The sequence below is a fragment of the Microcystis sp. M079S1 genome (genome assembly GCF_020246425.1).
GTDB lineage: Bacteria > Cyanobacteriota > Cyanobacteriia > Cyanobacteriales > Microcystaceae > Microcystis > Microcystis aeruginosa.
The window spans coordinates 1-22917 of the sequence record NZ_JADBSZ010000245.1 but is presented as its reverse complement, the minus strand read 5'-3'; the positions used below and the strand labels follow the sequence as shown (position 1 = coordinate 22917).

Genomic DNA, 22917 nt, shown 5'->3' with positions numbered 1-22917 from the left:
TTAGGGACTTGCGTGGGAATAATATCCCAATCGATCGGAGGGCGCAAGCTTTGCGCCCCTACAGTAACGGATTTTGTCCACAATGTAGGGGCGAACTGCGTTCGCCCAAAAGGTACATTATCAAAGCGCAAGTCCCTTACAACTCCTGAAAAGGAAGACTCTGTACCTAGCCATTAAAATAACTGCTATCTCACTTTTTAGAATATGGTTTCGTGGGAATATTTTCTTCATCTTCCACTTCTGTCTGCGCTACATAATAAAATTTTAGTTCATGCAGTATATCGGCGATCGCTTGTTCTACAGCAATTTTTATTCTTAATCTTCGGGTGTGGGGATCGTGATATTTCTCTCCCAAAGTTTTGAAACTACGGGGCAGAATTTGGATAGCATTATTCATGACTTGATCGATTTTAATCTCCGAGAGATATTGACGAAAGGAAGCAGGTAAATTCCTTAACTGTTCCCGCACTTCTGCTATCACTAATTGCTCAACAAAATTGAGAGAAGGTTGGTTCATGAAACAATTTTTTAGTGATCAAAAACTGATTCCATGTTAATACCGCTCGATAAATAATAGCGTGATATTCTCCCGTCGCCATGGTGATTTAAATCACTGTTTAATCCAAGCTGATGGCCAAATACCGCCAATTTCGAGACCAGCTAGACAACTAAAGCTATTTATAATGGTTTTACCGCGACTATCAGCCAATTTTATCGATAATTTACCTTTGAGGGTATCTTGACAAGCAAAACAGAGACCTTTTTCTGTGGGTACACGCACGCGATCGGGAGGATGATCACTGATACCGATTAAGACAATGGTATAATTCTCGTTGGTTGCCCTCATTTCCCAGTATCCCCAGGGTTGCACTGTCCAAGTTAGTTGAGAATTCCAGATATCAAACTTATAAAAGCGATTTTGCCAGTGAATACCGATAATTCCCACCGATTCCGTCCAGTGGAGAACTTTCCGGGTAGAACCCACTGCGGTTAAGGTTAAATCGGGATTTTCAGGGAAAGCATTACAATTAATCCAAAACCACTTTTCGGGGAAAGAATAACCCCAATTTTTCTCGCTATAAAAAGGTACATTCTCAAATTGGTAATTTTTTCCCCCATAGGTAATCATTCCCGTTGCTAAACCATGAGCAGTTAAAATCTGCCAACCCGGGTCAAAAATCGGTAAATAAGATAATATTCCTGCTGTTGCTTGGGGTAAACGCTTGTTATCTCCCCAACTGTACCTAGTTTCAACGCAATAATCCCATTGACAGATTTCTCCAGTGACAGGATCATAAATTCGTCCTTGCTGCTGGTTTGCCGTTGCTTGATAACCCTCTTGAACAGACTCAAAAAAAGCTGACGGGGAAAGCAGACAGGGACGGATTTTTAAGTTAGTTTTTCCCCAATGGATAATGGCTAATTCCTGACGACTTGCCCAAAATTTATCCGTATCGGGAAAAGTGCGACAAAGATAATTAGATTCTATGGCTAAAATTTGTACCGCTCCGCCGCTATTGACTTGACCGCCGCTTGGGTCTTGAATAGAATACATAAAGGCGAATCCGTCGGCTAATTGCGGAATCATGACTCGGAAGTACCAACCTTCAAAGAATCGGGGAGTGATACCATCCCAATGGTAGCCAGAATGAGGGGGTTGTGAAGACATCTATGGGTTTATCTTTAGGTATTGATTTTGGCACATCGGGAGCGCGAGCGATTGCTATTGATTCTAGCAAAAATATCGTCGCTGAGGTTCATTATCCTTTCACCGATGCCAATTTTCAGGATTGGCAAAAGGCCCTATTTTATTTATTGGATAATCTAGGGGATTCGGTGCGTTCAGAACTTAAATCGATCGCAATTAATGGTACTTCCTCGACGGTGTTATTATGTGATAATTGGGGTAATCCTCTTTCTGAGGCAATATTATACAATGACGGGCGAGGAATTGCCTTTTTAGAAGCAATTAAAGCTATAGCACCCCCTCACCATCCCGTGATTAGTGCTACCTCCAGTTTAGCTAAATTACTTTGGTGGAGTGAACAAGAAATTTTTTCGCAAGCGCGTTATTTTCTCTCGCAAGCGGATTGGTTAGCATTTCTCCTGCACGGTAAACTGGGAATTAGTGATTATCACAATGCCTTAAAGTTAGGTTATGATCTTGAAAATCTCTGTTATCCCGATTGGTTAGAGAATTTACCGATGTTTAATTTATTACCGCAAATTTTTGCCCCGGGTACAGCGATCGATACTATTAAACCGGATTTAGTGACTCGTTTTGCTATCCCGAAAGATTGTTTAATTTATACGGGAACCACCGACAGCATAGCGGCATTTTTAGCCAGTGGTGCTAATTCTTTAGGGGCTGCAGTGACATCTTTAGGTTCAACTTTAGTCTTAAAATTATTAAGTAGCCAGAAAGTTGATGATAGTAACTATGGCATCTATAGTCATCGTTTAGGAAATTTGTGGTTAACTGGTGGGGCATCCAATACGGGAGGAGCAGTGTTAAAGAAGTTTTTTTCTGATCAAGAATTGAGAAATTATAGTTTAGCAATAGATGGACAAAAAGAAAGTAATTTAGATTATTATCCTCTACTAAAAGCGGGCGAGCGCTTTCCCATTAATGATCCTTTTTTACCCGTGAAACTGACTCCACGGCCCGATAATCCTCGAGAATTTTTGCATGGTTTACTAGAAAGTATTGCCCGCATTGAAGCTTTAGGTTATCAGCGTTTACAGGAATTGGGGGCCAATAAATTAGAGCGAGTTTATAGTGCGGGTGGTGGGGCCAAAAATTCGACTTGGAGAATAATTCGTCAGCGTCATTTAGGGGTTCCCGTGCTTTTGTCTAAACAGGAGCAAGCGGCCTATGGTACTGCCCTATTAGCACAGCAATCGGTTACGCTGTTGAAATAGTCTCATAAGTAGGGTTTGCGGCAAAAAGTTTGTTGGTGGGGTTAGGAGTCGGTCGTCAGGAGTCAGGAGATTATTTTATTTATTCTCCCCACACCCCACACCCCACACCACACCCTACACCCTACACCCTACACCCTACACCCTACACCCTTCGTTAATTAACCGTAATAGGGTGGCTCATTACCCAGTTTCCATTTGATATTACAGCCTAAACTCGGTTTTTGGTCCGTCGGCACCGGTTGACCGGTTAAAACCTTGTCAATAGCGGCGCGCAGATCTTTGCCTGTCACCGGTATTCCATTACTAGGGCGACTATCATCCAATTGACCGCGATAGACTAGAATCCGCTGACTATCAAAGAGGAAAAAATCGGGAGTACAGGCTGCCGTGTAAGCTTTCGCCACTTCTTGGCTTTCGTCATAGCATAAATTGAATTTAAAGTCAAGGGTTATCGCCATTTTTTTCAAATTTTCGGGCGAATCATCGGGATATTTCTCCACGTCATTAGAACTAATTGCGAGGATGCCCAGATTGGTGTTAGCATAATCGCGACCTAGACGGGAAAGTTCTTCTTGAATGTGTTTAACAAAGGGACAATGTTCACAGAGGAAGATGACTAACAGAGCGGTTTTAGCCGCAAAGCTGTCCAGAGAGATAGTTTCACCCGAAACCACATCGGGTAAGGCAAAACTGGGAGCTTTTGTCCCCAGATCTAACATTGTGGACTCGGTGCGTGCCATAAAGTTTCTACTCTTTTCTATAGGGAGGACTGAGATTTTTATAGCATTTCACGCTTCATCGCGCAAATTTAAGGCCTTAACCAGCATCAGTAAACAGTAATCAGTGAACTGATAAGCCATTGACCTATCTAAATTACTGGTTAGAGCTGCAGTAGTCATAGTTCGCAGTGTCCGCCAATTGTGGAATAAAACTACTACAGAAATTCGCTTCTTCATCAGTAGTTTAGCAGCAGATGCCCAAAAACAGGCCGAGGTGATTCGCAGATTGGAGTATCGAAAATAGTCTCCATTGGGTACTCGATGTTACATTTAGTGAAGATGCCAGTGGGATTCGTCTGGGGTATGGAGCGGAAAACCTAGGTCTGTTGCGCCGTTTAAGTCATTAGTAGATGCAATGAGTATATCCATTTATCGAACTCTTGAGTCGAAATGACTGGGTTGCTTTCAATTTACACACATTACAGAAAATCAGAAATTAACCTTCCATACATTGTATCCAGTTCATAACATTCTGGACAACTTACTGGTAAACTGGCAAACTTGGGAGCATCTCACCTTTGTAACCACTAAATCAGGTTTTATGTCAAGCTATTTTGAAAGCCTTGCTAGAAACCAGTTTTAGGGACAAGTATAATTACTCACTTGCATAAATGAGATGCTCCAGGCAAACGGCAAACGGCAAACTGGCAAATGGCAAACTTACTGGAAAAATAAAATTATGGGAACTTTGCAAGCAAAAAACCACATCCTCAAACCTGTATTCATCATCATATCAGGATTAGCGATTACTCAAACTATTGGCTGTACAACTTTCAATAGCTATCATCAGAAAAATCAAGTAAACGCCCAAACACCTGCAAAACCAGCACCCCAAGAAATTGTACAAACTGGAGAAGTGCGCCCTTTACCCGGTAGTTTAGATAAAATACCTGTTTTTAATAGCAACAGTCCAGAGTGGATCAAAAATGAAGGTATTCTACTTTCTACTTTTACACCTAATAACAAAAAAGTTCCAGCCGCACATTTAAACTTTCCCATTCAAGGCAGATTTGATTTATTTGCTCATCATTATACCCACACTCCCAAGGATTTACAAACCTTATATATAGGAGTAATTTTACATAATCCCAGTAAAAAACCTATCACTATTAACATTTTACAAGGTGCGAGTTATTTAATGACAGAAGCACCGTTTGTCACCTTGCAACCCTACATAGAAAATAACGATGGTAAAGCATTTTCTGGACCAGGTGCAAGAGCAGTAGCGGATGTTTTGCGGGGAGTACGTCAAAAAGAATTTCCAGCAAGAATAGTCATTCCTGCTGGGGGAAGTCAAATGTTGTTAAACCATCCTATCCCAGTCAGAAATTTAGAAAAACCTGTCAATGGGAGATCCAGTTTTTTCCGATTAAATAGCAGTGGTAAAATTTATGCAGCGAGTTTAGCCATGTTTGCGAAAAAAAATGCTGATGGTAGCGAGCGCGCACCCACATTAAAAGAATGGCAAGACTTATTAAATAACGGTAACTTTGCAGGACCAAGAGATAAAACCCCCACACCCCCAGATGCAAAAGGAGGTCAATTAATTTACAGCAGAGTCGCAGGTATATCCGAAGGTGCAACATGGAAAGCAAACCTCACAGACAACACCAAAACCCAAACCCTGACTATTCCCGAACCAGGTAAAACTATTTCTTATCCCATAGCCACCTTACGGGGTGGAAGGTTAGGAACAGAACAAAGCCAAACCGCAAAAATGCTAGTGCGGTATCCTGATACTGCTTACGAAGCACATGGTAACTATGGGGTAGAATATCAACTCAACATACCTTTAACTAATAACACTGATAAAAATCAGACAGTTAGCATCACTTTAGAAACTTCATTAAAAGAAGATAGACTATCTGAAAAAGGAATTAAATTTAGAAAACCATCATTAGACTTTCCCTTTTTCCGTGGTACAGTGCGTTTAAAATATAGCGATGATCAAGGTAAACAACAAACCCGTTATGTACATTTATGGCATAGAACAGGGCAGGTTTTAGATCCTTTATTAAAACTAGATTTAAAACCAGGAACTCAAATAAAAGTACAATTAGATGTTATTTATCCACCTGATTCTACACCGCCGCAGGTGGTTACAATTAAGACTTTGGAAAATTAAAATAAATTGCAACAGACAAAAATCACTGACTGCCTTGTCTGTTACGGCGAACTGACAGGAGTTAATCTGAGAGGAAGCAAAAAAAAAGGGCGTTGCTGAATCAAGGTATGAATGACAATCTTGCACCCATCCAAAAGTTAGTTTGGGTCTAGGTTTTAAAAATCCCACAAAAGAAGATTCATATCTCAAATCAGCAACGCCGGTTGAATGGTACTCAACCCCTCTTTCTTTCCCTCCCCGTTTATCTTGACTCTAATCTCGGAATTTAGCAACAGTTTTCTTGCCTTAAATCCCGGAATTAACCTACTGAAACTGATCTGCCCAATTTTCGATCACACGCTGACTTTCGCGAGCAATAACTAAAGCATTATCGGGGACATTTTTAGTGATAGTTGAACCCGCAGCCACGGTGACATTTTTTCCTAATTTTAAAGGAGCCACTAAAACACTATTTGCCCCGGTTTTTGTGCCACTGCCGATCAGAGTTTGGTGTTTTTTCACGCCATCGTAATTAGCCGTAATTGTTCCCGCACCAACGTTAACTTTTTCCCCTAAAGTGGCATCTCCCAGATAGGATAAATGGGCAATATTGGTTTGATTGCCGATGCTACTTTTTTTAATTTCAACAAAATTACCGACTCGACAATTAGCCCCAATTTTCGCTTCTCCGCGCAAATGAGCATAGGGACCGATGCGACAACCAGAATCCACCTGACTATCAGAAATAACCGAAAATAAGACCGTTACATCGCTGCCTATCCGACTATTTTCGATTAAACTCCCCGGACCTATACGACAACCAGAAGCGATTATCGTCTCACCGCGCAGATGGGTTTGGGGTTCGATAATCACATCGGGACTGAGGGTGACAGTATCCTCAATGGTGACACTATCGGGGTCAATTATGGTGACTCCAGCGGCCATCCAATCATCTTTGACTCTAGTTTGCAGGATATCATAGGCGGCGGCCAATTGTTTGCGATCGTTAATGCCGCTAATTTCTAAAAAGTCCTCCACATCCACGGCCATGACGGGATCGAGAAAATTGACCACATCCGTGAGGTAATACTCACCTTGATCGTTATTGGGGGTTAAATTAGGCAGTATAGCCGCTAATTTTGACCAATTAAAGCAGTATATACCTCCATTAATCCGGTGGTTTTGTCGTTGGGCATCGGTACAGTCTCTTTCTTCGACAATCTGCTTAACGAGATTATTGCCATCACAAAAAACTCGACCGTAACCTTTCGGGTTTGGGAGGTTAGCAGTTAAGAGGGTGGCAGCGTTACCATGGTCTTGATGAATCTGGAGAAGATTTTGCAAGGTTTCGGGACGCAACAGGGGAACATCGCCATTTAAGACCAACAAATCCCCCTGAAAGTCCTCTAAATGGGGGATTAATTGCTGAATAGCATGGCCAGTGCCTAACTGTTCCTTTTGTTCAACAAATTCGATATCATCGAGATGCTGTAGAGTATTTCGCACCTGTTGCCCTTGATAACCGATAATTACCAGTTTTCGCTGCGGATGTAAGGATTCGCTGACATTAAGCACCCGTTCCACTAGCGAGCGACTGCCGAGGGGATGTAAAACTTTCGGAAGGCTGGACTTCATTCGGGTTCCCTTACCCGCCGCTAAAATTGCTACCGCTACCATGGTCATGCTTGCCAATATCGTTCGCGACTGAGTATATCGCACTCCGATCCCTTTGGTTGCAAGAATTTTTTCCCTCTTTCATCCTGTGCCAGTTGAGAAACTACCATAAAAAGGTTTTCTTTAAGACATTGTTAAGGTACTATATACAAATTGAAACAATTAAACATAATTAGCACTCTATAGATACCGCTATGACAACTGTACTAACTAAGGAATCCTCCGCCATGAAACAGATTCGCACCACCTACCAAGCTGACCAACAGGTGAAATACCTGCATCTAGAAGCGGAAATCGAGGTACTGCTGCAACAACTGCAAAACCTCAAGCGCAAAAACCAAGAGAATCAAAACCTAAATTAAAGAAAATTTCCCTAAGAATTCTCAAATCCCACCCTCTTACTAGCGAGAAGGTGGGAAAATGTTTTTTGAGAATTCCAGATAGGTGTAGATTAATGATCAATTTTACCTTACAGCAAGCCTTCGCCCGTCGTCATGCCCTGAAAGTGATCAGTGGGTTAAATAATTTTGATCGCTCGCAGGTTCTCTCAGTAGTTAAAGCCGCTACAGCCGGAGGAGCAACTTTTGTCGATATTGCCGCTAATACTGACCTAATTCGGGCGGTAAAAGCCTTGACAAATTTACCCGTGTGTGTATCGGCCGTCGAGCCAGAATTGTTGGTGATGGCAGTGACGGCCGGGGCCGATTTAATTGAGATCGGTAATTTCGATAGTTTTTATGCCCAAGGACGCATTTTTGAGGCGGCGGAAGTTTTAGCCCTAACCCGTCAAACTCGCGACTTACTGCCCGAAATTACCCTGTCTGTGACAGTTCCCCATCTGCTGCCCCTCGATGAACAGGTGAGACTAGCGGAAGCTTTAGTTAGTCAGGGTGCCGATATTATTCAAACCGAAGGCGGCACTAGCAGTCAACCCCGTCACGCCGGTATTTTGGGACTGATTGAAAAAGCTACCCCGACTTTAGCGGCAGCCCACGCTATTTCCCATGCAGTTAAGGTTCCCGTCCTCTGCGCTTCCGGTTTATCCATTGTCACCGCTCCTATGGCGATCGCTGCTGGAGCGGCCGGTATCGGTGTTGGTTCGGCGATCAATCAATTGGATAATGAAGTGGCCATGGTGGCAGCTGTGCGCGGTTTAGTCGAATCTCTGCAAGCACAACCGGTCCCTATTGGCAACTAGAACAATTTTTGTCTAGATACGACGGAGAAGGGTCTGTTTTCCCTTCTCTTTTTCCCTTTGTCACCAGTTATCAGTTACCAGATGTGAGTTTTCAGTTATCAGATGTGAGTTAAGCTGTACTGAATTTAAACCGCGTCTTGGAAATTTTAGTACAAATGCTCAAACTGCTTCTCCCTGCTCCGCAGCTCCGGCGCTCCCCTGCAATCTTAACGAGCAATTTAGATATAGCGTTTTTCAGTCTGCTGAGGTACAAAAGTTATGGGTTTTAGGCAAAAGGCAAGAGGGAAAAGGCAAAAGGGAAGAAAAATAGGTGTACCTCACTAGCTTAGGAAACGCTATAGTCAAAAGCTTATCAGTTCACTGATTACTGCTCACTGATTACTGATTACTGATTACTGATTACTGATAACTGATTACTGCTCACTGATAACTGATTACTGCTCACTGATAACTGATAACTGATAACTGATAACTGAAAAGCCCCAACCCCATCAACTGTGGTAAAATGCGCTATGGCTCAAAACATTAGAGATAGAAGCACTCCACCATGATTCGAGATATCTTCATGCCCGCGCTCAGTTCCACCATGACCGAAGGAAAAATAGTTTCTTGGGTGAAGTCCCCCGGGGAAAAAGTCAGCAAAGGGGAAACGGTGTTAGTGGTCGAATCCGACAAGGCCGACATGGACGTAGAATCGTTTTATGATGGTTATCTCGCTGTAATTTTAGTCGAAGCCGGCCAGGAAGCACCCGTGGGGGAAGCGATCGCCTATATCGCCGAAACTGAAGAGGAAATTGAACTGGCCAAAGCTCAGGGAAAAACCGCCGCATCCGCCCCTAGCAAGCCCGTAGAGACCCCAGAAATCGCTCCGCCTCCCGTTTCGATCCCCGTCGCCGCCGTTAAAGATAATGGCCGTTTAGTCGCCTCTCCCAGAGCCAAAAAACTGGCTAAAGAATTAAAGGTGGATCTGAAAACCCTAGTGGGTAGCGGTCCCCACGGACGAATTACCGCCGAAGACGTAGAAAAAGCGACAGGAAAAGTCAGCACCGCCCCCGCTCCCGTCATTACTCCCCCGCAACCCGTCAGCGTGCCTGTAGCGGCTCCTAAAGCCCCGATTCCGGCCAGCGCTCCGGTCGGTCGGACTGTTCCCCTCACCACTCTGCAAAAAGCCGTCGCCCAGAATATGTCGGTTAGCCTACAGGTTCCCACCTTCCAAGTGGGCTACACTATCACCACCGACCCACTGGATCAACTCTATCAACAGCTAAAATCCAAGGGTGTCACCATGACGGCCCTGTTAGCAAAAGCAGTAGCCAACACCCTCGCTAAACATCCGATCGTTAATGCCAGCTATAGCGACGCAGGAATCCAATACCACGGGGCGATTAACGTGTCCGTAGCCGTAGCTATGCCTGGTGGTGGCTTAATTACGCCGGTTTTGCGCTCTGCTGACCAGATGGATATCTATTCCCTCTCCCGCAGTTGGAAAGATTTAGTTGATCGCGCCCGCAGTAAACAACTGCAACCGGAAGAATATAATAGCGGTACTTTTACCATTTCTAATCTGGGAATGTTCGGAGTCGATCGCTTTACCGCTATCTTACCCCCCAACCAAGGCGCGATCCTAGCCGTGGGCGCTTCCCGTCCCCAAATCGTCGTCAATAACGATGGTTTATTCGGAGTGCAAAAACAGATGACGGTTAATCTCACCAGTGACCACCGAGTCATCTACGGGGCCGATGCAGCCTCCTTCCTGCAAGACTTAGCTAAACTGATCGAAACTGAGGTGCAGTCTTTAACTATGTAATCAGAATCTAGACAGCAGGAGCCAAGGGAGTTTCTCTCTAGCTCCTGCTTTGTTGTTACTAAAAAAATGTAAAGAATTAGCTAAAATGGGTTTAACCTTATCTATCACCCGAAACTATCGCCCAAACAAGGCCAAAAAAAGTGTTAATCTCAGGGAACTTTAAGATCTAAGCCAATATCGGTAAATTAACCCTCGATCTCGCCCTATATATTAAGCCTACAATAACTCGTATTCCCACGACCTAACGCCTACCCATAGGAAAAAATGATCACAGAGAATAGTCGCTTACGTTCAGAATTTTTAAATACACAGGTTATCACTCGCAATACAGGCAAAAAACTCGGCGTTGTTAAAGATATCCTAGTAGATATCGATCAACGAGAAGTGGTTGCCCTGGGACTCCGCGATAATATCCTCTCCCTGTCGGGAATGCCTCAATATATGTATTTATCGAGCATCAGTCAGACGGGAGACGTGGTTCTCGTTGAAGATGATAACGTCTTGGAATCCGTCGATATCGATGCTTATACTCCCTTAATCGGTAGTGAAGTGATCACGGAAACCGGCGAACCTTTAGGCAAAGTCCGCGATTATCAATTTGATCCCCTTAGTGGTCAATTACATTCCATTGTCATCGCTTCCCTGGGATTGCCTCTGATCCCCGAACAATTGATCAGTACCTACGAAATTGCCATTGAAGAAGTGGTTAGCAGCGGTCCGAATCGCTTAATTGTCTTTGAAGGGGCCGAAGAACGTCTCACGCAGGTTAGTGTGGGGGTTTTGGAACGTTTGGGTATTGGTCGTCCCCCCTGGGAAAGAGAAGAGGAAGAAGCTTATTATACTCCCGCTGCTCGCCCGGAAAATCAGTTAGGTACGGGTATTCCCCTCCGCACCCCCGTTGAGGCCGCTAAACCCGTTGAAGAACGCTGGAGTGAAGACGAATGGGAAAAAGAACCCCTGCGCGCCACTCCCCCACCGCAAAAACGGGCCGAAGCTCGTTATTATGAGGAAGAATACGAGGAAGAAGAAGATAATTGGGGAGAGGCTCGCTCAGAACGCACAGAAAGCTTTTCTCGTCCTCAGTACGACGATTACGAAGATAAGGCCGAGGATGATATGTGGGATGATGACGTGGAACCAGATTACAATCCCCCCCGCATCAATATCACCGAGAAGAAAAAAGAGAGAATCCCCGAATACGAAGACGGTTAATCTTTGACAGTCCCCCTATCCATTAGTTACATATTTCTTAACATAAAATTTGACAAAAAAAGAAAAGTGTGCTATGTGGACTAAGGGGGTTCTCTGGGGGGACTAAATATTTTTGGTATCACTTCGAGTGCAGTGATTTGTCAGACTTTACAGATGTTCAATGAACTCTTCAACTGTGACTTGGGCTTGTTTCAGAATTCCACTTAATGTACCAACCTTCAATTCCTGATGTACAGGGACAACACAACCAATTTTGCCCTCTTCGGTTTCTTTCTTCATCACAACATGGCTACCTGTTTGACGAACTTGCTCGAAGCCTAAGCGTTCAAGAGATCTAATTGCCTCCCCACTAGAGATTCGTGGCAGCTTAGGCATAACTAACCTCAATACTGGTCACAAATCTAGGGGATGTTTCTGGTAAGGTAAATTCCTCTAGGTAAAGCCGTGTGGCTTCTTTCAATCCAGCAATCGCCTGCTCAATTGTTTCTCCTTGATCTACTGTACCAACTTCTGGACATTCAGCAATGTACATATTATCTTCTTTGTACAAAATAACAGTAAAGATGCGATTTTTCATGGTGTCTTATCATCTCCGGCTTACTCTGAAAATCATAACATAACTGTTTCCTAATCGTTTGGTTAGAAAATAGTTAGGTTTCCTGATCATTGACCCAACTCACGCTTTTTGAAAAACTCTATAAGATATTAAGTTATTAGTACTTAATCTAATATTGTCCCACCTTCCTAGAATTGAGTGAGAAGATTGTGCAAAAACAGGCGTAGAGTTGATTAATCATTGAAATAAATTTGCCCCAATCAAACCGACTCGATGAACTGCTCGATGTCCGATTCTTACGAACCAAATTTGAGCATAGGTCAATCGGGCTAAAAGTTGATCGGAAGCTGTGAGGCTGTCTTTTGCTACTTCAAAAGCCCCTGTTTCGATATCTATGGCTACAATCTTCCCATGATTGCCTTCCTCGACTTGGTGGCGCACCTGAGATTCATAAATCTCTTTACCACGTCGAGCGAATTCTTCTTTGCTGTAGCGGAGTTGATTAACTGTCATTGTCCTGACCCCGTTGCAACTTTTGCCCCTCTATTTTAACCTAAACATTGGCAATCTTCGCTAACATTTCTCAACTAAGCCCACAAGAGCGGCATCGCATTTAGACTCACAGTTTCAATCAATGTGCATGGTGCGTTCCCCAAAATCGATCGCTGGAGCGCCAGAAGTTGTCTTAGGGAACGCACCCTACAAGATTGCGTACTGCTACGCAGTGCCTTCGGCATCGCACTCACCAACCAACTTGGTACGGTCGGTTTGCAACGGGATTGTTATGCCGTGTCGCTTTATGGTTTCAAGACTTCTTTTGCTCCTTCGATGAAAAATTTGGCAACAGGGTGATCAATCATTTTTTCCAAAGCTGCAAAACTACCTGCTTTAAATCCTCGCAAAATTCGGGACTTCATCTCTGGATTTTTTTCGACTTCATCAACAGCCTTTGCGCCTAAAACTCTAGGGCTGTCACTAGGATAGTCCGTAGATAGCTGTTCTAGTAGAGCTTTGATGTCTTTGGAAGCCTGCGCTAAATCTTGATTGTTGTTGATTTGAGTACCAATTTTGTCACCCATAACCTTATCGCCTGCAATATTGTCACCCGAACCATATTGATGAATTGAATTTCCCATGATTAACTCCTGAATAATGATCTGCAATTTTTTGTGATCAATCCCCTCTTTTAGCACTTTGCATAGTCTGATAATTGAACCTCCATAAGGCTCAGATTGCATAGCATCATAGCAACCGCTTTGATTGCTGGAGCATAGATAGTAGCCCATTTGAAGTTTCTGGTTAAAGCTGACAAGCTGATTGTTAAAGTCAAGGAGACAACCATAGGTCTGATGATGAGCAGCAAGTTTTGTATATCCACCAATCAAGCAACACATCACAAGATGAAAGAGTGCATGACGTTGAAGTGAGTAATCATACTTCCGCTCCAGAATTCCCCACGAGATGAAGCTTAGAGAAACAGCAGCAGTGCATGGATATAAATCTTCTACATTGGCTCCAGCAATGAATAGATTTGCAAGCCCATGATCTAAAGCAGTGATCACACCATCATAGAAAGTTATCAGAAGATCTTCTTTATCTGACCTCATTTGCCTTTTTTGACTATCCAAAAATCCAAGAATTTTAAGATAATCAACGACAGGCTCCTTTAATGGAGAATCATCTCCACTGTATGGAGGTAGAAGATAAAACCTGAAATCTGATTGAGTTTCGTTTGCCTCATTCAAAAAATTCCCAAATTCACTTTCATACTGATAGTGCGGAAGAATAAGCACTTTAGGCATTGCATCTCACCCTGTCCTGTGATTCTAAATTAACCTTCCAAGGAGATCTTCATGAAGAATTGAGCAGCATAACCACATATTATACGAAAACTTTCTGCATAACAATCTCCAGAGCAACGATAGGGGTCAACTTTCTGCATATCACCCAGTCCTACAACATATATACTAATTTGTCAATAGGTAGTAATATTTAATCTGCTTATACTTCGAGTTTTGGTCTGAAAATGGGCGATCAATCCCACATTCCGCACCCTCAACTGTCACATAATACTAAATCGGTTGAGTAACGCACAGAAAACGGGTTTCTCGGAGAAACCCGTTTTCTGCTCATGCAAAAGGCAAAAAGGGAGAATAAATAATCAGTCTTTAATAACCGGATTTAGGATTATTTAACCTTTAATCAAGGCTATCACTGGGCAACCAATCTTCGATCACCTGCGCGATAGTATAGGGACAAAACTCTGGAAAAATGCTCAGGACTAAACCTGTTTGTCTGGCGGCCTCTCGACGCGCTCTGGTATATTCCTTGGCCAAAATTGGCGCGGGATAACTGCTTAAACTGGGACTATCCTCTAACTTACGACGAATTTGCGATCGCCCATCATTGATGGAATCCAGCCAACGGTTGAACTCACCCGCCGTCAGTAGCTTTGGGTGCTTGTCAAAGTCTAGAATAAGGTCGGGTGCGGTGATTTGTTAGACGGGCTTATACTGATAACTAAGTTCGAGTGCGTTGCAAAAACTATTGAGGCGATTCAGTAAGGCATTATAGTAAAGGTAAGGATCGTCTTGTTCATTCTGGAGACGGGCATACAAGGTTAGCTCTGGCTCTGGAGCTAGGTGATCTTTAGGGATATCTAAACCGGCTTGGGTTAAGCGCGTTGCCGCAATCGCAACTAGCAAAGCCCCAATTGTATCGCACTCACCATTGTGGAGATCTTTCAGTCCGGGCAGGATAGTCTCGGCTCCTGGCAACTCATTGAGATTCATCATTGTTCCTCCTCTGGTTGATCTTCAAAACGTTCAATGAAGTTCTCGATTCTGCTTCTGAGTATATCAGGGTTAAGAGAGGGGAATCGGATTAGTTCAGGTACAATTGCCTCAAAGCAATCCCTTAGCTCACTCAAAGAGAATAATTTCTGTTTGTACATAGCTTCAACATCTTTAATGTCGCGATCAAATCCCCTAGATAGTTTAGAAAGAGCTTGGGCTGTAAAATCATAGTGATAGAACGAGATTTGACCTCGTTTGCCAATAAATACGCTTCTGTCGCGCCATCCTGGAAGAGGTGGCAAGAAATCCTGCGGAGATGCCAGTTCGATATTGATGTTTAATTCTTGTTTGAGCTTGGCGATCGCTTGAAAAATGCCCAGTGGTTCAGGATCTAGACGAAGATCAACATCAACTGTGGAGTTGCGCCATCCAACCAGCAAGGCACTAGCTCCACCTGTAAAGTAGATGCAGCCGGAACCCTGAGCTTCTTTCCCTAAGATTTGCATCAGGCGTTTTAACTTCTGAGCGTCAACGTTTGCACGCATTTTTTTGCCGTGATTATCTGCCTCAAGTGACGATTTTAGTTTAGTGCCTACTCAAAAGTAAATTCTACTCTTCTAAGTACCTAAGCAAAATTAATTACACATCTAAGCCACTACTCCGTCAGACTTCTGGTGTGAGGAAACAGTGAACTGAAAACTCAAATCCGATCCCTAATAGCTGTCTCCCGTCTCGGAGTCTCCCGTCTCGGAGTCTCGGAGTCTCCCGTCTCGGAGTCTCGGAGTCTCGGAGTCTCCTGTCTCGACTAGGAAATTAATTTTGCACGACTACTTATCACCTGCGCGATAGTATAGGGACAAAACTCTGGAAAAATGCTGAGAACCAAACCTGTTTGTCTGGCGGCTTCTCGACGCGCTCTGGTATATTCCTTGTCCAAAATTTGCGCGGGATAACTGCTTAAACTGGGACTATCCTCTCCGTTCATCATAAAGTTAAAGCAGACGACCTACGCCAAAGCGGTGAACGCCTTTATGTCCAATTCGGACACGCCAGATTTGAGCATCAGGGTTTCGTTCAAGCAATCGATTAGAAGCAGTTATTGTGTCATTGGCAAGCTCAAAAGCACCTGTTTCGATATCTATGGCTACAATCTTCCCATGATTGCCTTCCTCGACTTGGGGGCGCACCTGAGATTCATAAATCTCATTACCACGTCGGGCGAATTCTTCTTTGCTGTAGCGGAGTTGATTAACTGTCATTGTCCTGACCCCGTTGCAACTTTTGCCCCTCTATTTTAACCTCAACATTGGCAATCTTCGCTAACATTCCCCAACTGGGCCCACAAGAGCGGCATTGCATTTAGACTCACAGTTTCAATCAATGTGCATGGTGCGTTCCCCAAAATCGATCGCTGAAGCGGTAGAAGTTGTTTTAGGGAACGCACCCTACAAGATTGCGCTCTGCTACGCAGTGCCTTTGGCATCGCACTATATTAATCTGTGAAGTCACACAGCAACAGGCAACTTTGAAAATTCACCAATATTTCAGCTAACGGTGAAGTTAGGTTAAGCGAGTTTGCAAGAAAAGAAGTCGAATTATTGAACCGATTTGATTCATTGAAGTCTACTTATTAAATCACCACGTCGAAATGTTGCAGATAGCTGCTGCAAGGAAATCTCTTGTTCTCCATAAAGATCCTGAAGTGCCTGTTTAATATCCTGTAATGAAGCATTAAAGTAACTCTCCCCATTTTGATCAATAAGCATTTGGGCTGATTGAAAATTTTGATGACTAATATCTTTCATCTGAACTTTCATATCAGCCAAAAGTTTTTGTCCCATCTGCATTGCAATAAAGCAGGAAGCATAGCGGACAAAATCTGGGTCAGTAGACTCAGGTCTTTTGCGGCGGTTTTCTGCAATTCTGTAAAGCTGAACAGCTATTACGATTTGCGCTCCATTTAATTGGTCAGTAAAGATTGTATCATACAGTTTCCCAAAATGTTCACGAGAGAAAAACTTTGCTTGATGAGGTTTTCTTCGCCAAACGGATAATACTGCCTCAGCAGCTACTCCTGAAGTAATATCAGCAGAGCGAGTAGGAGTATTGGAACGTTTAGTCCTGTAGTTAAATCCTAATTGCTCAATATCCTTTTCCAATATTTTCTGGCGCTCATCATTAGCACGTAAATCTTTGAGATCTACTGGATTTTGGCTATTGGTTGCGTAGGTAATTCTTTGAACTAAACCTTCATTTTCACGAGGCAATTGATAGAGTCTTAAAAGAACAAAAGCTTGGGCATTTTGATGAATTAAATCTGGTTCTCGCAAGGTTTTAAATATGGTCATACACGTTTGACCACCGTTAATGATTTGTAAATTCTCAACACGCACTTTGTAATCGCCATCTTGCAATGCGTTGTATGAGAAACTATCACAAATCAACGTGACCCCGTTATTATAAAAGTAAAAATTGTTTTTTTCATCGCTAGTTAAAGTATGACGGATACCCTCATTTACGCGATTTCCTTGTAAACCCAAGTAGCGACGAATATTGCGCTCTAATAAACGTTCTCCATGTCGCTCTATAAGTGTGGCAATTTCTGTCACCGAAATTCTACCCAACAGTACTCGGCTAAACTCCATATCTTCCACAATAGCTTTGCCACTTAGCTGCAAAGTATCTTTTACGGGTTTAGAAGCTTGAAGAATTTTGACTAAACGCTCGTGATTAACATATTCCCATGTCACCTGATCTCCAAACTCAGCACGATCAATAGCCTCTTGAGCAGATAAATTCCATTTCAGCCCATTGTTGCAAGCTATTGTCCGAACTTGGGGAATATAGCCATCCCGGATTAGGCTACGAGCTTCTTCCACTTTCACAAGCAGTCGTTGATTAATATGTTCTAGTTTGGCTGCTGGATTAAATAAGTAATTAATTGCGTTTATTAAACTTTTTATACCTTCTTCAGGAAAATTAGAGTTTCCTTCTAGGTTGTTCTTATATTTTGCCTGAAATAAACTAACTGTAAATTCACCGTCATATTCTTCTGAGATATGTATAGCATCTACTCCAAAGTCACCACCTCCTTCTGTTAAGCAATCAAAAACATCATCTCCATCTAAATCTAAAATGGTTTTAACGCACAGATATACAAAAGCCAAAGACTTAAGCCGGCCTTCATCTGTGATTCGTAGTTCTTCAGAAGCTTTTTGACGAATGTCTTTGCTAACTGATACTAAGCGTTGGTCGATGATGGATATATTAATATTCATGTACTTATTTAACGAACATATTTAAATAGCTTATTTTATTGTGCCTAACTACATATTATACGAAAACTTTCTGCATAACAGTCTCCAGAGTAACGATATGGGTCAACTTTCTGCATATCACCCCGTTCTCTAACATAAAATACTTAATTTGTCAATAGGTAGTAATATTTAATCTGCTTATACTTCGAGTTTTGGTCTGAAAATGGGCGATCAATAGAGCAGCAATTATTTTAGGTTGGGTTAACCCAGGGAAACCCAACAAAGAGTAACCTTTGGGGTGGTTGGGTTGCGCTTTTTCAAGCGAATTGAGCTATTTTCGCCCCAGTATTGTTTCGCTCAACCCAACCCACGAAGCGATGCGCCCTGCTACGCAGTGCCTTCGGCATCGCACTAACCAATAACCTCAATGGTCCGGTGCATTGGGGTTGTTAGGTTCGCGATCGCCATGACTTTGGATCACGCCGACCATGAAAAATTGCGGTCACAACGACCCGACTTGAAATCACTCGATAGTAGACAGCATATGGGAATCGTCTGATGACTGCTCGTCGAATGTCCAGATAAACGATTGCATAAGACTCTGGCATCATGCCGATCTGATTGAGTAAGTCATCTACACAATCAATAAATTCATCACCCAAACCAGCTTTTTGACTCTCATACCAATCATAGGCATCGCTGAGGTCGTCACGGACTTCTGGACGAAATACCAGTACATACTTCATGCTTGCTTTCTGACTGATGCTTTCATCTCTTCCCAGGTGAGGACGTTATCGGGATCATTATTATGACCCTCAATCCGCTGATCGAGTTCGTGTTTTTGCGCCTCGGTTAAATCAGGATACACCTGTTCGACTGCAATACTGTCCCAAATTGCTTGAACCAGAAGGATTCTATCCTCAACACTTAAAGTTGTAATTTCATTTAGTGTAGCCGCGATATCCATACAGACAAGCTCCCGATTCAGATTGAGCGAGTAGTTCTAACAAGTTGTCATGGGTTCGGACTGGAAGCGTTAGTTTAGGCATACATAGTGATGACTCAAATACTAAGCGACCTAACTACATAATATTATAAGTCAACTTTCTGCATAACAGTCTCCAGAGTAACGATACGGGTCAACTTTCTGCATATCACCCCGTTTTCTAACATAAAATACTTAATTTGTCAATAGGTAGTAATATTTAATCTGCTTATACTTCCAGTTTTGACCTGAAAATGGGCGATCGATAGTCAAGCGATCGAGAGATGGGGATGACCACGACCCCAGGAGATTATGCAACGGTGAACAACTTATCAGCAGGTTTCCAGGGGGCTAAAACCATAATCCGGGAGATTCCGGGCATTTCCGCAAGTCAGCTAAGAGCCATTGACCCCAGAAAAAATCTTCAGAGCTACAACCACTATAACTAATAGCCGCTCCCCAATAACTGATCACTGAGAGACAGCTAAACTAAAAAGGCGTGCTAAAATCAGCATATCTAGGGTCGCTTGTGTAGGTGATGGATAGGCTATGTTTGAAAGATTTACGGAAAAAGCCATTAAAGTAATCATGCTCGCCCAAGAAGAAGCCCGCCGCCTTGGCCATAACTTCGTGGGAACAGAGCAGATTTTACTAGGACTAATTGGAGAGGGAACGGGAGTTGCCGCCAAAGTCCTCAAGTCCATGGGTGTCAATCTCAAAGATGCGCGCGTGGAGGTGGAGAAAATCATCGGTCGCGGTTCCGGATTCGTAGCCGTGGAAATTCCCTTCACCCCCAGAGCCAAACGAGTTTTAGAACTCTCCCTCGAAGAAGCCCGTCAACTGGGCCATAACTATATTGGCACAGAACATCTCCTTTTAGGACTAATTCGCGAAGGGGAAGGTGTGGCCGCTAGGGTTCTGGAAAATCTCGGGGTGGATCTCTCGAAAGTTCGCACCCAAGTGATCAGAATGTTAGGGGAAACCGCCGAAGTGGCCGCTGGTTCATCTTCCCAAGGTCGCACTAAAACCCCCACTCTTGATGAATTTGGTTCCAATCTCACCCAAATGGCCAGCGAGGGTAAACTCGATCCCGTGGTCGGCCGACAAAAGGAAATCGAGCGCGTCATCCAAATTCTCGGTCGTCGTACCAAAAATAACCCAGTCCTAATCGGGGAACCGGGGGTCGGTAAAACAGCGATCGCAGAAGGATTGGCCCAACGCATCGCTAACAAGGATATTCCCGACATTCTCGAAGAAAAACGGGTTGTCACCCTCGATATCGGCTTGTTAGTGGCGGGAACCAAATATCGCGGCGAATTTGAGGAACGCCTCAAAAAAATCATGGACGAAATTCGCCAAGCGGGTAACGTCGTCCTTGTTATCGATGAAGTTCATACTCTCATCGGTGCCGGGGCAGCCGAAGGGGCGATCGATGCGGCCAATATTCTCAAACCGGCTTTGGCCCGGGGAGAACTGCAATGTATCGGGGCGACGACCTTGGATGAGTATCGCAAACATATCGAACGGGATGCGGCTCTAGAAAGACGTTTTCAACCGGTTATGGTCGGTGAACCCTCCGTAGAAGAAACGATCGAAATTCTCTACGGTCTCCGGGAACGCTACGAACAGCACCATAAACTAAAAATCTTAGACGAAGCGCTAGAAGCGGCGGCGAAATTGTCCGATCGCTACATTAGCGATCGCTTTTTACCGGACAAGGCGATCGATTTAATCGATGAAGCTGGTTCGAGAGTGCGCTTGATTAATTCCCAATTGCCCCCAGCAGCCAAGGAATTAGATAAAGAACTGCGGCAAATTCTCAAACAAAAAGATGACGCGGTGCGCGGTCAAGACTTCGAGAAAGCCGGGGAATTGCGCGATCGGGAAATGGAAATCAAAACCCAGATCCGGAATCTCGCTTCCACCAAAAAAGGCGAAGATGGCAACGATGAACCCTTTGTGGATGCCGAGGAAATCGCTCACATCGTCGCTTCTTGGACTGGGGTTCCCGTCAATAAACTGACCGAAACCGAATCCGAGAAACTGCTGCACATGGAAGATACCCTGCATCAGCGTCTCATCGGTCAAGAGGACGCAGTAAAAGCGGTGTCCCGCGCCATTCGTCGCGCTCGCGTCGGTCTGAAAAATCCCAACCGTCCCATTGCTTCCTTTATCTTCTCCGGTCCAACGGGGGTAGGTAAAACCGAGTTAACTAAAGCTCTGGCCGCTTATTTCTTTGGTTCCGAAGATGCGATGATCCGTCTCGATATGTCGGAATACATGGAACGGCACACGGTTTCTAAGTTAATCGGTTCACCTCCGGGTTATGTTGGTTACAACGAAGGGGGACAATTAACGGAAGCGGTGCGTCGTCGTCCTTATACGGTGGTGCTATTCGACGAAATCGAAAAAGCTCACCCCGATGTCTTCAATATGCTTCTGCAAATCCTTGAAGATGGACGTTTGACCGATGCCAAAGGTCGCACGGTGGACTTTAAAAATACCCTGTTGATCATGACCTCCAACATCGGTTCTAAAGTCATCGAGAAGGGTGGCGGTGGTTTAGGTTTCGAGTTTGCTGATAATCAAGCCGAGGCCCAGTATAATCGCATTCGATCGCTGGTTAATGAGGAATTAAAACAGTATTTCCGCCCTGAATTCCTCAACCGTCTTGATGAGATTATTGTCTTCCGTCAACTCAATAAGGAAGAAGTCAAGGAAATCGCCGAAATCCTGCTCAAGGATGTGTTTAAACGTCTGACAGAACAAAATATTACTTTGTCTGTTACTGATAAGTTTAAAGAACGCTTGATCGAGGAAGGTTATAATCCGGCCTACGGCGCTCGTCCCTTACGTCGTGCGATTATGCGTCTGTTGGAAGATGTTCTGGCTGAAGAAATTCTCTCCGGACGGGTTTCTGATGGGGATACGGCCATGGTCGATATCGATGAGGAAGGTAAGGTGAAAGTAATTTCCGGTGAAAGACGTGAGTTAATCGCTCCCGTGATCGAATAAATTCTAACTGGAATTAGTTAAATACAGGGTGGGCTTTTTGCTCACCTTTTCTCGTAAAAATAGGGAAAAAGTGCGATGAAAGTCTGGATTGTGGGTTGTGTTTTGTTATTTTTGTTGGTGGAATTTTATCAGTGGGCAAAGGGTTTTATTTTACCTTTACCTATCTATATTTTTGCCGGAGCTTTATTATCGATCGCTTCTAATTATTCTCAAGATATGAGCAATTTATTTGCTAGAAATGAACAGGTTTATCAAACTGCTAGTTTAAGTGATATTCCTGACATTTTGACGGCAGAAACCGCAATTACCAGCCTAGAAGCGGCAGCAGCGGAGGATAGTAAAAAGCGGTGTCGCTGAATCAAGACATGAAGACTAAATTGTGCCTCCTATCCACAAGTTACCTTAGTGCTAGGTTGTAAAAATTGCCTAGAGGAAAATTGATACTTAAAATCAGCAACGCCCGATAACTTTTCGGCTCTTCGTTACCCTTTATGCTAAATCAACAGACAAGATGCCAAGATAACATACTTCTAACCCAAAAATTCCGAAAGTTTCTAAAGCCATAGCCTCTCCGTTTTATTAGTTTAAGTTTATTGTTGATTCCCTCGACCAC

Annotated in this window: 23 protein-coding genes and 2 pseudogenes; 8 read left to right on the top strand and 17 right to left on the bottom strand. The window is 43.5% G+C overall.

All coding sequences use genetic code 11. The annotated features are described in order from the left end of the window. Nucleotides 1-190: 190 nt before the first annotated feature. A complete protein-coding gene (locus tag IM456_RS16280; protein WP_149987314.1) occupies nt 191-517 on the bottom strand; it encodes a hypothetical protein in 327 nt (108 codons plus the stop codon). Nucleotides 518-610: 93 nt separating this feature from the next. Then, on the bottom strand, nt 611-1669 hold the full coding sequence (locus IM456_RS16275) for a tocopherol cyclase family protein (RefSeq protein WP_287694691.1): 1059 nt from the start codon (nt 1667-1669) through the stop codon (nt 611-613). Between the two features lie 2 nt (nt 1670-1671). On the opposite strand from IM456_RS16275, the gene IM456_RS16270 reads away from it, so the two are divergent. Then, the gene (locus IM456_RS16270; protein WP_287694689.1) at nt 1672-2922 is read left to right on the top strand and encodes an FGGY-family carbohydrate kinase; all 1251 of its coding nucleotides are present in this window, start codon (nt 1672-1674) and stop codon (nt 2920-2922) included. Between the two features lie 158 nt (nt 2923-3080). Here the strand turns inward: IM456_RS16270 and IM456_RS16265 are convergent, their stop codons facing one another. After that, nucleotides 3081-3662 carry a thioredoxin family protein gene (locus tag IM456_RS16265; protein WP_149987311.1) on the bottom strand — a complete coding sequence of 194 codons (582 nt, stop codon included), beginning with the start codon at nt 3660-3662 and terminating at the stop codon, nt 3081-3083. A 655-nt stretch (nt 3663-4317) separates the two neighbouring features. Between IM456_RS16265 and IM456_RS16255 the strand changes: the two genes are divergently transcribed. Continuing rightward, nucleotides 4318-5826, top strand: a complete 1509-nt coding sequence (locus tag IM456_RS16255; RefSeq protein WP_287694685.1) for a DUF3370 domain-containing protein — start codon at nt 4318-4320, stop codon at nt 5824-5826. 303 nt (nt 5827-6129) lie between these two features. On the opposite strand, the gene glmU is transcribed toward IM456_RS16255, so the two are convergent. After that, nucleotides 6130-7482, bottom strand: a complete 1353-nt coding sequence (gene glmU, locus IM456_RS16250) for a bifunctional UDP-N-acetylglucosamine diphosphorylase/glucosamine-1-phosphate N-acetyltransferase GlmU (RefSeq protein WP_149987316.1) — start codon at nt 7480-7482, stop codon at nt 6130-6132. Nucleotides 7483-7673: 191 nt separating this feature from the next. On the opposite strand from glmU, the gene IM456_RS16245 reads away from it, so the two are divergent. The 4 genes from IM456_RS16245 (at nt 7674) to IM456_RS16230 (ending at nt 11696) form a co-directional block, all read left to right on the top strand. After that, nucleotides 7674-7841 carry a hypothetical protein gene (locus tag IM456_RS16245; RefSeq protein ID WP_002801704.1) on the top strand — a complete coding sequence of 56 codons (168 nt, stop codon included), beginning with the start codon at nt 7674-7676 and terminating at the stop codon, nt 7839-7841. Nucleotides 7842-7933: 92 nt separating this feature from the next. Further along, nucleotides 7934-8677, top strand: a complete 744-nt coding sequence (locus IM456_RS16240) for a DUF561 domain-containing protein (protein WP_287694681.1) — start codon at nt 7934-7936, stop codon at nt 8675-8677. A gap of 547 nt (nt 8678-9224) precedes the next feature. Continuing rightward, nucleotides 9225-10484 (top strand): dihydrolipoamide acetyltransferase family protein, encoded by a 1260-nt coding sequence (locus IM456_RS16235; RefSeq protein ID WP_287694679.1) that lies wholly within the window; start codon nt 9225-9227, stop codon nt 10482-10484. 264 nt (nt 10485-10748) lie between these two features. Continuing rightward, nucleotides 10749-11696 carry a PRC-barrel domain-containing protein gene (locus tag IM456_RS16230; protein WP_287107799.1) on the top strand — a complete coding sequence of 316 codons (948 nt, stop codon included), beginning with the start codon at nt 10749-10751 and terminating at the stop codon, nt 11694-11696. Nucleotides 11697-11843: 147 nt separating this feature from the next. Here IM456_RS16230 and IM456_RS16225 read toward each other — a convergent pair whose 3' ends face one another. The 12 genes and pseudogenes from IM456_RS16225 to IM456_RS16170 all read right to left on the bottom strand — a co-directional run bounded on the left by IM456_RS16225 (nt 11844) and on the right by IM456_RS16170 (nt 19271). Further along, complete coding sequence (locus IM456_RS16225; RefSeq protein ID WP_008199586.1) at nt 11844-12071, bottom strand: type II toxin-antitoxin system HicA family toxin; 228 nt, start codon at nt 12069-12071, stop codon at nt 11844-11846. Further along, a complete protein-coding gene (locus tag IM456_RS16220; RefSeq protein WP_002734849.1) occupies nt 12064-12273 on the bottom strand; it encodes a type II toxin-antitoxin system HicB family antitoxin in 210 nt (69 codons plus the stop codon). The genes IM456_RS16225 and IM456_RS16220 overlap by 8 nt, the downstream gene beginning before the upstream one ends. A gap of 216 nt (nt 12274-12489) precedes the next feature. Beyond that, the gene (locus IM456_RS16215) at nt 12490-12765 is read right to left on the bottom strand and encodes a hypothetical protein (RefSeq protein ID WP_190358007.1); all 276 of its coding nucleotides are present in this window, start codon (nt 12763-12765) and stop codon (nt 12490-12492) included. Between the two features lie 284 nt (nt 12766-13049). Continuing rightward, nucleotides 13050-14054, bottom strand: coding sequence for a hypothetical protein (locus tag IM456_RS16210; RefSeq protein WP_287694674.1), 1005 nt, complete (start codon nt 14052-14054; stop codon nt 13050-13052). Nucleotides 14055-14450: 396 nt separating this feature from the next. Further along, a pseudogene (locus IM456_RS16205) lies at nt 14451-14675 on the bottom strand (DUF29 domain-containing protein); the annotation flags it as partial. A gap of 75 nt (nt 14676-14750) precedes the next feature. Beyond that, nucleotides 14751-15044, bottom strand: a complete 294-nt coding sequence (locus tag IM456_RS16200; RefSeq protein WP_149987315.1) for a hypothetical protein — start codon at nt 15042-15044, stop codon at nt 14751-14753. Further along, complete coding sequence (locus IM456_RS16195) at nt 15044-15592, bottom strand: DUF6036 family nucleotidyltransferase (protein ID WP_149987305.1); 549 nt, start codon at nt 15590-15592, stop codon at nt 15044-15046. Before IM456_RS16195 ends, IM456_RS16200 begins: the two co-directional genes overlap by 1 nt. A gap of 260 nt (nt 15593-15852) precedes the next feature. Further along, nucleotides 15853-16023, bottom strand: a pseudogene (locus IM456_RS16190) (DUF29 family protein); the annotation flags it as partial. 16 nt (nt 16024-16039) lie between these two features. Beyond that, on the bottom strand, nt 16040-16306 hold the full coding sequence (locus IM456_RS16185; RefSeq protein WP_149987304.1) for a hypothetical protein: 267 nt from the start codon (nt 16304-16306) through the stop codon (nt 16040-16042). A 354-nt stretch (nt 16307-16660) separates the two neighbouring features. Next, nucleotides 16661-18325 carry an AIPR family protein gene (locus tag IM456_RS16180; protein WP_002756717.1) on the bottom strand — a complete coding sequence of 555 codons (1665 nt, stop codon included), beginning with the start codon at nt 18323-18325 and terminating at the stop codon, nt 16661-16663. Nucleotides 18326-18753: 428 nt separating this feature from the next. Beyond that, the gene (locus IM456_RS16175) at nt 18754-19050 is read right to left on the bottom strand and encodes a type II toxin-antitoxin system RelE/ParE family toxin (protein ID WP_149987303.1); all 297 of its coding nucleotides are present in this window, start codon (nt 19048-19050) and stop codon (nt 18754-18756) included. Beyond that, nucleotides 19047-19271: an addiction module protein gene (locus IM456_RS16170; protein ID WP_008199613.1), complete on the bottom strand. Its 225-nt coding sequence runs from the start codon at nt 19269-19271 to the stop codon at nt 19047-19049. Before IM456_RS16170 ends, IM456_RS16175 begins: the two co-directional genes overlap by 4 nt. A 567-nt stretch (nt 19272-19838) precedes the next feature. On the opposite strand from IM456_RS16170, the gene IM456_RS16165 reads away from it, so the two are divergent. Next, a complete protein-coding gene (locus tag IM456_RS16165) occupies nt 19839-22304 on the top strand; it encodes an ATP-dependent Clp protease ATP-binding subunit (RefSeq protein ID WP_002732350.1) in 2466 nt (821 codons plus the stop codon). Between the two features lie 75 nt (nt 22305-22379). Then, complete coding sequence (locus IM456_RS16160; RefSeq protein ID WP_149987302.1) at nt 22380-22661, top strand: hypothetical protein; 282 nt, start codon at nt 22380-22382, stop codon at nt 22659-22661. 142 nt (nt 22662-22803) lie between these two features. On the opposite strand, the gene IM456_RS16155 is transcribed toward IM456_RS16160, so the two are convergent. Beyond that, nucleotides 22804-22917, bottom strand: a 114-nt coding sequence (locus IM456_RS16155; RefSeq protein WP_130758671.1) for a transposase, incomplete at its 5' end; no start/stop codon positions are given.